This is a genomic window from Streptomyces sp. ActVer (assembly GCF_027270795.1).
Classification (GTDB): domain Bacteria; phylum Actinomycetota; class Actinomycetes; order Streptomycetales; family Streptomycetaceae; genus Streptomyces; species Streptomyces umbrinus_A.
This window is the reverse complement of record NZ_JAPWHT010000407.1, coordinates 1-9,413: the sequence shown is the minus strand read 5'-3', so window position 1 is coordinate 9,413 and position 9,413 is coordinate 1. Positions and strand designations below refer to the sequence as shown.

Annotated in this window: 8 protein-coding genes, 1 tRNA gene, 1 pseudogene and 1 riboswitch; of the genes and pseudogenes, 4 read left to right on the top strand and 6 right to left on the bottom strand. The window is 69.1% G+C overall.

Translation table 11 applies throughout. The features are described 5' to 3' along the window. Positions 1-31: 31 nt before the first annotated feature. Positions 32-1,321 (top strand): PrsW family intramembrane metalloprotease, encoded by a 1,290-nt coding sequence (locus O3Q52_RS41755; protein WP_269653770.1) that lies wholly within the window; start codon positions 32-34, stop codon positions 1,319-1,321. 90 nt (positions 1,322-1,411) lie between these two features. Here O3Q52_RS41755 and O3Q52_RS41750 read toward each other — a convergent pair. From O3Q52_RS41750 to O3Q52_RS41730, 5 genes and pseudogenes are all read right to left on the bottom strand, one after another. Then, a pseudogene (locus O3Q52_RS41750) lies at positions 1,412-1,705 on the bottom strand (aldo/keto reductase); the annotation flags it as partial. Between the two features lie 139 nt (positions 1,706-1,844). Then, positions 1,845-2,894, bottom strand: coding sequence for a M23 family metallopeptidase (locus tag O3Q52_RS41745; protein ID WP_269653769.1), 1,050 nt, complete (start codon positions 2,892-2,894; stop codon positions 1,845-1,847). Positions 2,895-2,905: 11 nt separating this feature from the next. Then, positions 2,906-3,061: riboswitch (cyclic di-AMP (ydaO/yuaA leader) on the bottom strand. A gap of 317 nt (positions 3,062-3,378) precedes the next feature. Beyond that, a complete protein-coding gene (locus tag O3Q52_RS41740; RefSeq protein WP_269653768.1) occupies positions 3,379-4,497 on the bottom strand; it encodes a PP2C family protein-serine/threonine phosphatase in 1,119 nt (372 codons plus the stop codon). A 155-nt stretch (positions 4,498-4,652) separates the two neighbouring features. After that, a tRNA-Met gene (locus O3Q52_RS41735) sits at positions 4,653-4,726 on the bottom strand. Positions 4,727-4,874: 148 nt separating this feature from the next. Next, the gene (locus tag O3Q52_RS41730) at positions 4,875-6,014 is read right to left on the bottom strand and encodes a dihydrofolate reductase family protein (RefSeq protein WP_269653767.1); all 1,140 of its coding nucleotides are present in this window, start codon (positions 6,012-6,014) and stop codon (positions 4,875-4,877) included. Between the two features lie 148 nt (positions 6,015-6,162). Between O3Q52_RS41730 and O3Q52_RS41725 the strand changes: the two genes are divergently transcribed. The 3 genes from O3Q52_RS41725 (at position 6,163) to O3Q52_RS41715 (ending at position 7,725) form a co-directional block, all read left to right on the top strand. Further along, positions 6,163-6,699, top strand: coding sequence for a MarR family winged helix-turn-helix transcriptional regulator (locus tag O3Q52_RS41725; RefSeq protein ID WP_269653766.1), 537 nt, complete (start codon positions 6,163-6,165; stop codon positions 6,697-6,699). Between the two features lie 152 nt (positions 6,700-6,851). Next, complete coding sequence (gene ribA, locus O3Q52_RS41720; protein ID WP_269653765.1) at positions 6,852-7,514, top strand: GTP cyclohydrolase II; 663 nt, start codon at positions 6,852-6,854, stop codon at positions 7,512-7,514. A 61-nt stretch (positions 7,515-7,575) separates the two neighbouring features. Continuing rightward, the gene (locus O3Q52_RS41715; RefSeq protein WP_269653764.1) at positions 7,576-7,725 is read left to right on the top strand and encodes a hypothetical protein; all 150 of its coding nucleotides are present in this window, start codon (positions 7,576-7,578) and stop codon (positions 7,723-7,725) included. A 1,036-nt stretch (positions 7,726-8,761) separates the two neighbouring features. On the opposite strand, the gene O3Q52_RS41710 is transcribed toward O3Q52_RS41715, so the two are convergent. Then, on the bottom strand, positions 8,762-9,100 hold the full coding sequence (locus O3Q52_RS41710; protein ID WP_269653763.1) for a hypothetical protein: 339 nt from the start codon (positions 9,098-9,100) through the stop codon (positions 8,762-8,764). Positions 9,101-9,413: the final 313 nt, after the last annotated feature.

Genomic DNA, 9,413 nt, shown 5'->3' with positions numbered 1-9,413 from the left:
CCCACGCCCCTCCGTCGTTAGGGTCTTTGTCATGGCCACCGGTCCCCCGCTCCCGCCACACCCCGGCTTCCCCGGCATCCCCGCCGGAGGCGCCCCGCACTGGTGGCAGCGCAAGTGGGTCCGCTACAGCGCCCTGACCACCCTGCTGGCCCTCTCAGGCCTCGTCATCCTGGCCCTGGTCCGCAAACAGACCGGCACCGAGGGCTTCCTGGTGGGCCTGGGCCTGGCCGTCCTCCCGGTCCCGCTCCTCGTCGCCGCGTTCCGCTGGCTGGACAGAGTGGAACCGGGCCCCTGGCGGAACCTTCTCTTCTCCTTCGCCTGGGGCGCCTGCGCCGCCGCACTGATAGCCATCGTCGCGAACAGCTTCGCGACGAGATGGATAGCGACGGCGACGGCGGACCCGTCCAGCGCCGACACACTGGGCGCGACGGTCATAGCACCCATAGTCGAGGAGTCGGCGAAGGCAGCAGCCGTCTTACTCGTCTTCCTGTTCCGCAGACGGGAGTTCACGGGAATCCTGGACGGCGTGGTGATAGCCGGCGTCACGGCGACCGGCTTCGCGTTCACCGAGAACATCCTGTACCTCGGCACGGCGTTCGGCACGGACCAGCTCAGCGGCGGCAGCGGCATCGCCTCCGTCACGGCGGCGACCTTCTTCGTACGCGTGATCATGTCGCCGTTCGCGCATCCGCTGTTCACCGTGCTCACGGGCATCGGCTTCGGCATCGCGGCGCTGTCCGCGGACCGCCACCAGGTACGCCGAGTACTGCTCCCGATCATCGGGCTGCTGCTGGCGATGGGCATGCACGCGATGTGGAACGGCTCGTCGACGTTCGGCGAGTACGGCTTCTTCACGGTCTACGCGGCCTTCATGGTCCCGGCGTTCGGCCTGCTGACCTGGCTGGTCATCTGGACCCGCCAGCGCGAACTGGGCACGATCCGCGACGAACTCCCCGCGTACGCGATGGCGGGCTGGCTCACGGCACCGGAGCCGTACGTCCTCGGCTCGATGAAGGCACGGCGGCTGGCCCGCGAGTACGCCACGCACCACGGCGGTCGCGCGGCGGGCAGGGCGGTCGCGGAGTACGAGGCGTACGCGACGTCGCTGGCGTTCCTGCGCCACCGGGGCCGCAAGGGCCGCGCGGGCGCCGACTTCGTCGTACGGGAACGGGAGCTGCTCCACGAACTGTGGACGCGCCGAGAACCGGCCCGCCCGGCTCTCCTGTACGCGGCCCGGGCGACGGCTCCGGCACCGGTGGCACCGCAGTGGCAGGGCTACCCAGCGCCAACGCAGTACACGTACAACCCGTACCGCTCTTAATAGGCGCAGCCCCAAACCACAACACGAACCCAAGAGCGCAACCGCACCCCCACCCCAGACGAAACCCCACCCCCAGTCCCGCCCCGCCCCTCAGCCAGAAGCCGAGGTCAGCCTCCCCAACTCCCCCTCCGTGAGGACAAGCCCGGCCACCCCCAGCAACGCCGGAAGCTGCTCCACCGTACGAGCGCTGGCGATGGGCGCGACGACGGTCGGCCGGGACGCCAGCCAGGCCAGAGCCACGGTGGCGGCCTCGACCCCACGCTCCCGCGCGACCTCGTCGAGCGCGGCCAGCACCCGCGGCCCCCGCTCCGACTCCAGATGCGCACCCGCGGACCCGGCCCGCGCGCTGTCGACGACGGCACCCGCCCGGTACTTGCCGGTGAGGAGCCGAAGACGTTGCCGCCGAGGGAGAGCGGAAAAACTTCCAGGTCGGACGAACCCAGCTTGCGGAGAGAGGTCATGGGTGGGTCAACGGCCGTACCGGACGGCCGTATTCCGCACCCAGGAACCTCTCAGACCCTTCTTACGGGGTGAGCCCCTTGCCCCGCAGCCACGCCATCGGGTCGATGCCGTCGCCACCGCTGGTGTAGACCTCAAGGTGGAGGTGCGCCCCGGTGACGTTGCCGGTCGCGCCCACGCGGCCGATGACGTCACCCGTGCTGACCTTCTGCCCGGCGCTCACGCTGATCGACGACTGGTGGGCGAACCACAGCTCCGTACCGTCTTCGAGCTCCAGGATCGTGCGGTAGCCGTACGACCCGCTCCAGCCCGCTTCCTTGATCGTGCCGCTGGAAACGGCCTTGATCGGCGTACCCGTGGGAGAGGCGAAGTCCAGACCCGTGTGCTGGCCGGAGGACCACAGCGAGCCGGTCTGACCGTAGGTCGAGGTGATCGTGTACGAGGAGGTGGGCAGCGTGAACTGCTTGGCGAGCTCGGCGAGGCGCGCGGCCTCGGCCTTCTCCTTGGCCTCCTGGTCGGCCTTCTTCTTGGCGGCGGCGACCTTGGCCTCGGCGGCGTCCCTCTCCTTGGCGGCCAGCGTGGCTGCCTTCTTCGCGGCGGCGGCCTCGGCGGCCTCCTGGGCCTCGCGGTCCACCTGGTCCTGCTGCTGCTCGGCCTGGAGCATGATGCGGGCGCGCAGGGCCTCGCCGGCATCCGAGTTGCCCTGCTCGGCGTCGGCAGCGGTGAGGCCGACGGCGGTGATCGGGGTGCTGGAGCCCTCGGGGGCGTCGTCGTCCGAGAACGGCGAGCCGACGTTCGGCAGGTCGGGGATCGAGATCGACACCGGGGGCTTGCCGGTCTGCGCGGTGGCCATGCCACCCGCACCGACGGCGGCTATGACACCGACGCCCAGAACGGTCGAGCTACGGGCGAGTCCGCCGCCGCGCTGCTTGGCGACGCGGTGCCGGCCGCGGACCGGAAGGACGGTCTCCGCGCTGGGATTCCAGACCTCCCACGTCTCCTCGTCCTTACGAGCGCCGTAGGCGAATGTGTCGGGCTTCTTCTCACCCGAGGACTCACCCGTCAACTCATCCGGAACGAACGAGGGTGTGAGGGCAGACCGGTTGGACGCCACGTGGGCGCACTCCTTTCCTTCCTTCTCGCCTACCGGGTTAGCTGACGGGTTCGGAGCAGGAAGGTCTCCTACGCGCGTCAACCGCGGTGCGCTACACCGCGAAGACGAGCGATTCACCCCAAGTGATGGTTCCCCGGTTCCCTTGCGGGATTCGGCGCGTGCGCACGGAGCCGACTCTTGTGACGGCTGGGACGACCGCGCTGCGTTATCGAACGTTAATAGACCCGGGCACCGGATTCCAAGCTGTTCCTGATGATCGTTACGACCCTTGGCCCGGACTTACAGGTCACGAGCGGGGTAAATCGGGCGAGTTGATCGACATTCAGGAACAGGAGTCCTGTTGATGGTGCGTCAGCTGTTGAGCGGAGGGACGCCGTTCGACTACCAGCAGTGACATGGGTCTCCGAAAGAGCGACGCATCTCACGGCCGCCGCACTCACGACCGTCACGCAATCACCACGACCGTGCCCTCACGACTGCGCCCTCACGGCCGCCGCACCGCAAGCAGAGCCATGTCGTCGGTCGCCCCGCCCCCGGTGTGCCGCAGGACGTCGTCCAGTACCGCGGTGAGCAACGCGTCGGGCCCGGGAAAGACCCGCCCGGACAGCCGTCGCGCCGGATCGTAGAAGACGTCTCGCCGGTCCCGCGCCTCGGAGAGCCCGTCCGTGTGGAAGAGCAGCATGGCCCCGCCGGGGAACTCCTCCTCCTGTCCTCGGTCGGGCCAGGCCCCCAACTCCCCGGTCCCGAGCGGCAGCGCGGGCTCCGGCGCGGCGAGCGTACGTACCTCTCCGTCGCCGTACAGCAGGAGGGGCCCGGGGTGGCCGCGGTTCACGAGGCGTACGACCGGGGTGCCGTGCGGGATCTCGGCGAGCACGGCGGTGGTGAAGTCCTCGAAGACCGCGATGATGTCGCGCCGGACACCTTCGCGCGCGAGCGCCCGCTCCAGCCGCTGCGCGACCGCCTCCAGGCTGGCCTCCTGCTCGGCGGCCTCCCGGAAGGCCCCGATGAGTACGGCGACGACGCCGACCGCCCCCATGCCCTTGCCCCGTACGTCGCCCACGAGGAGCCGTACGCCGTGCGGGGTGTCCTGCACGGCGTACAGGTCGCCCCCGATGAACGCGCCCTCCTGCGCGGCCTCGTACCGTGCCGCGATCTCAAGACCGCCGATCCGCGCGGCCGGTTCGGGCAGTACGGCCCGCTGGGCGGCCTCCGCGATCTCGCGGGCGGTGGCGAGGCGCGCGTTGCCGCGTCCCACGAGCCGGTTGATGCCGACGGCGAGCACGGCGGCCGTGGCCACGGTGAGGACCTCTGTGACCGCACCCGCGTCGAAGGCGAACTTGAGATGCACGAGAGCCATGCCCACGGTCGCCGCGATTCCCGTCCACACCGTGGCGCCGAGCGAGAAGAGGGGTGCGGCGATGAGCACCGCGGCCGTGAAGAAGGGAGCCGCGGTGAAGTCCTGCGGGGTGAGGAGGTCGTAACAGACACCGGCGACGATCAGCAGCGCCGGCAGCACGCGGACGAGGGTGCGCTGGTACGAGGCGGTCCTCTCCACGGGCTCGACGTCCACGGGCTCGACCCGCACCGACTCCTGCTCCTCCACCTGTCCAGGCTTCCGGGAGCGGGGGTGGCGGGCGAGCGGACGAGGACCGGGCGGGTGAAGCCACCTGGGAACACCCGGGAAAGCGCCTGAAGAAAACACCCGGGAAAACACCTGAGGCCGGAATCCTTGATCGGATTCCGGCCTCGGGCCTTCAGTAGCGGGGACAGGATTTGAACCTGCGACCTCTGGGTTATGAGCCCAGCGAGCTACCGAGCTGCTCCACCCCGCGTCGTTAAGACCACTGTACGCCATCTGCGGGACCCGAAGCACACGCGTTAACTTCGCCCGCGCTTCACCGGGTGGTTTGGTACGAAAAATGACGATCGGCGATACGGGTCGGCCCTGCCCGTCGGCCGTACCGACGGGAAACGCGCCGGTCAGGCCAGATGACGGTTGGGGGCCTTCGCGTCGGCCTCGTACTCCGGGAGCACCAGGACGTCGGCGCCGGACGCGGCCAGCAGCCCGCTCCCGTCCGCGCCCGCCACGAAGGTGTCCGGCTCCCGCCAGGCGGTCACGACCCTGCGTACGCCCGCGTCGAGGATCAGCCGGGCGCAGGGCGCGGGCCGGGACGCGCGGCGGGCGCACGGCTCCAGGCTGCTGTAGACGGTGGCGGCCGCGAGCCGCGGATCACCCGGCTCGACCTTGGCGAGCGCGGCCTCCTCCGCGTGCGACACAGGGTCAGCCTCTCGGGAGTACCCCCGGGCCAGCTCCGTACCGTCGGCCGCGACGACGACCGCGCCGACGCTGAACGCGGTCCGCGAGGGCGGACACTCGGCGGCCAGTTCGCAGGCGAGCGCGAGCCATCGGTGGTCGGCGGCGGAGGGTACGTTCCCGGTGCCGGGCGCGGTGGGGACGTACCGCATGAGGACGACGTCCCCCACGGGCCGCGTCTCGACCAGCCGCAGCCGGTTGCGGGGGCCGCCCGGGTAGTCGCCGGGTCCGAACAGCCGGGGCGCGTCCGGCTCCCCCACGACGAGGGGCGCGAGGGCGAGCTGCAGTTCGTCGGCGAGGCCCTGGCTCAGAAGCTGGGTGTGGACGCGGCCGCCGCCCTCGACCATGAGCCGCCGTACGCCGCGGACGTCGTGAAGGTGGGTGAGTACGGCCCGCCAGTCGACGTCCGGGCCGACGGAGACGACATCGACGCCGAGCCCGCGCAACGCGTCACCGGCCTTGGCGGCCCCCTCGTCGGTCGTGTAGACGATCTTCTCGCCGCCCGTGGACCAGAAGTTGGCGTCGGGGTCGAGGTCGCCGCTGCCGCTGACGGTGACCTTCAGCGGGTACTCCGGCCGTCCGGCGGCGACCCGGGCCGCGCGGCGCTCGGCGGAGTTCACAAGGAGCCGGGGGTTGTCGGCGCGCAGGGTGCCCGCGCCGACGAGGATCGCGTCGGACTCGGCCCGTACCTCGTCGACCCGGTCGAAGTCGGCCGGTCCGGAGAGCAGCAGCCGTCCGGGGCCGGTGTCGTCCAGGCAGCCGTCGAGGGAGACGGCGGCGGACAACAGGACGTAGGGGTGAGGCATGGACGCGCTCGCTTTCGGGCTCTGGCGGGCTGTCGGGATGGCGGGCTCTTTCGGAGGCAGAGGCGGGGCTCGCCCAGACGGCGGGCCGGTGTCGCCCGGTCGCCGATCCGGGCTTGGTTCAAGTTTGAAACAAACCTACACTGGGGGCATGACGACCCGCTGGCTCACCCCCGAGGAGCAGCGCGCCTGGCGCGCCTACATCGCCGCCTCCCATCTCCTGGAGGACGCGATCGACCGGCAGCTCCAGCAGGAGGCCGGCATGCCGCACCTTTACTACTCCATCCTCGCCAACCTCTCCGAGGCGCCGGGCCGCAGTCTGCGCATGACGGACCTCGCGGAGAGCACGAAGATCACCCGCAGCCGGCTGACGTACGCGGTGACCCGCCTGGAGAAGGACGGGGCGGTACGCCGCGAGGACTGCCCCATGGACAAGCGGGGCAGCGTCGCGATCCTCACGGACGAGGGGATGGCCCTGCTGGAGCGCACGGCCCCCGGCCACGTCGAGACAGTCCGCGCGACGCTCTTCGACAAGCTCACGCCGGAGCAGGTGGGGCAGCTGGAGGAGATCTGTACGGAGATCGCGCGGGGCCTGGAGGGGGGCGACCCGCAGGCGGCCCCGGACGACGTCCCGTGGCGCCGCCGGTCGAGCCCGTGCGCGGGAGGGACGACGACGGGCGAGGCGTAAGGCGTAAGGCGCACGGGGACCGTACGGGGACACACGGGTCGCACCACAACCACCAATATCCGTTGCTTCAACTTTAAAGCATGGGGTAGTGTCGCGATCCGAGGATCTGCTTCAAATCTGAAGCAGGTGAGAGATCGGACCGGGAGAACCGCATGCCCGACTACCCCGCCGCCACCCAGCGCTCGCGCGTCCGGGTGCCGCTGCGTTTCAACGACGGCTACAGCGTCGACGCCGAACTGGTCACCTTCCACGGCCTGACCGACGGCCAGGAACACGTGGCGATGATCCTCGGCAACCTTCCGACCACCCCTTCGACCACCCCTTCGGTCACTCCTTCGGCCACTCCTCTGGTCCGCCTCCACTCCGAGTGCCTGACGGGCGACGTCTTCGGCTCGTCCCGCTGCGACTGCGGCCCCCAGCTCCGCGAGGCGGTCGAGCAGATCGCGACCCGGGGCGGAGTGCTCCTCTACCTCCGCCAGGAGGGCCGGGGCATAGGCCTCTACAACAAGCTCGACGCGTACGCCCTCCAGGACGAGGGCCTCGACACGTACGCCGCGAACACGGCCCTGGGCCTTCCCGAGGACGCCCGGGACTACACGGCGGCGGCCCAGATGCTGAGGGCCCTCGGCATCACGGAACTGGACCTCCTCTCCAACAACCCCGACAAGGCGGACCAGCTCCGCGACCTGGGCATCACGGTCGGCCACCGCGTCCCGACGGGCGTCTTCACCACGGCCCACAACGTCCGCTACCTCCGCGCGAAGGTCCTCCAGACCCAGCACACACTGCCGCTGGCGAAGCTGACGGCGGGCTGACGCGACCGCGGACAGCCGGCGGAAGGGGTGGCTCCGCGCCCCCGCAGGGCAGAACGCACGCATGGGGGACGGCAGCGAAGCCCAACGCATCGCGGAGGACGGCAGACTCTGGGAGCACACGCTGCACGAGAACACCATGCTGTTCCAGCGCGGCAACCTCTTCCTCGTGGGCCAGTCACTCTTCGCCGTGGCGTTGCTGCTGATCACGTGAACAGCCCCCGAAACACAACCGAGCCCCCACCTCAGAAACGTCTCTGAGCTGGGGGCTCTCGCGTAGACCCTGTGGGACTCGAACCCACAACCAATGGATTAAAAGTCCTGGCGGGATCTTGCTAGGTGATTCCGGACGCTGCTTCGAGGTCCGGAACCACCTGGTCAGAGCGCATTCGCCGTGAGGGGTGATCCACCTTATGACGGCTCGTGCCGCACCATCCGCTCACGCATCGCTCACGCAGAAAGGGCCTGCTGAGCAGTGCGTTCGCTCGTTCTGACGCTACCTTGCATTCCGAGGAGCCTTACGGGTGTGCCACGTTCGTAGCCTCATCGCGATCACGGGCAGCCGGTCCCACCGAAGAGCCCAGCGTTCCCACCGGTCCCGCCCCTGCCGTCGGGCGGCGTGGACGGCGCCGAAGTCGTATCGCCGGAGGTTCCGTCGGTATGGCACTCGAAGTCGTAGAGCATGCAGTTCGGTTCCGGGGTCGGGTCGGTGATCGGTCCGCTGGTGGGCTCGGACGGCTGGGCGTTCGGCGGGCGGGACGGCTCGGGATCGGGCGCGGTGCTCCCTTGACTACAGCCATAGGGGCACCCGCCCGGAGTTTGCGGAGACCGGCGCCCTCGTTCTCCCCGCGCTGGTGGCCACGGCGGCGCTGGCGGCTGGCTGATTCGGCTCAGCCGCAGGCTGTGACCTGATAGGCGGTGAGACTACTGCTCGGATGGAGGCTCGTGGTATTGCCGCTGTGTCGTGGGAGGCTCTGACATGCCGGTCACGCCGCCTCCTGCATACGGCATGTCCCCGTTGGCCAGGCGCAGTTGCCCCTCGGCGACGTGTAGCGGTCCGGTCGGCCATTCCATGGTGGGCAGTTTAAGTACGCGGAAGTCTCGGTCTCGGCGGGGGTCGGCCTGACGGAGGATCTCCTCCTCTGAGCTGCCCAAATCCACGGGCTCGGTGTGAACGTGGACGATGGTCCCCGTACTGGCCTCGTAGACGGCGAAACTGACGCATTCCATGGGGGTCTCCTGGCTGGGGGTCACGTGATGTCGTAGACGACGCCTTCGGCGCGATGCAGTTCGCCGTCACCCCGCAGTTTCACGGTGACGCGTGTCGCATTCTGTAGGAACTCGACCGCGCCCAAGGATTTGATGTTGACGTCGGGTGGGGATGCAGGGTCGTCCCGGATGCCGCACTGAATTTGATCTGAACTGCGCTGCGTACACACTACGGATATAAAGATCTGGCCGTAGCTGGAACCGGATTTTCCAGTCAATCCGCCAGTGATCAGATAGCGACGGCTCGCGTCGAGGCCCATGGTCACTGTTGCGCTGGCCTGCCCCTGGGTCCATGCGAAATACCGGTAGACCGGGAACATGGGAACTCCTCCGTATGGAGTGGTGGCTTTTCGGGAACCTAACAGCCTGCGGCAGGCGTGACAACTGCGAGAACTGGCACGCGTACGATAGTTAAACACACCCAGGCGACCTGCACCGGCGCCCGGCATCATTTCTTTGTTTGAATTCCACTCCCCTGTTTGCACCCAGCCTCCGCCTCGCCTTCCCCTTACATCAAGGGCATCTCAATTCACGCACTATTCCCCGTTGGCTCGGCCGCCACTCTGCGTTTCAGAAACCCCAATACAACTCAATTCTTCGCTTCTGCAACTTGAGTCCTACCGCCTTCCAGGG

Bases quoted from the DNA above. Each gene is read 5' to 3' on its own strand.
- ribA (WP_269653765.1), top strand. From the start codon at position 6,852: ATGCCCGACTACCCCGCCGCCACCCAGCGCTCGCGCGTCCGGGTGCCG.
- O3Q52_RS41715 (WP_269653764.1), top strand. From the start codon at position 7,576: ATGGGGGACGGCAGCGAAGCCCAACGCATCGCGGAGGACGGCAGACTC.
- O3Q52_RS41755 (WP_269653770.1), top strand. From the start codon at position 32: ATGGCCACCGGTCCCCCGCTCCCGCCACACCCCGGCTTCCCCGGCATC.
- O3Q52_RS41725 (WP_269653766.1), top strand. From the start codon at position 6,163: ATGACGACCCGCTGGCTCACCCCCGAGGAGCAGCGCGCCTGGCGCGCC.
- O3Q52_RS41710 (WP_269653763.1), bottom strand. From the start codon at position 9,100: ATGTTCCCGGTCTACCGGTATTTCGCATGGACCCAGGGGCAGGCCAGC.
- O3Q52_RS41730 (WP_269653767.1), bottom strand. From the start codon at position 6,014: ATGCCTCACCCCTACGTCCTGTTGTCCGCCGCCGTCTCCCTCGACGGC.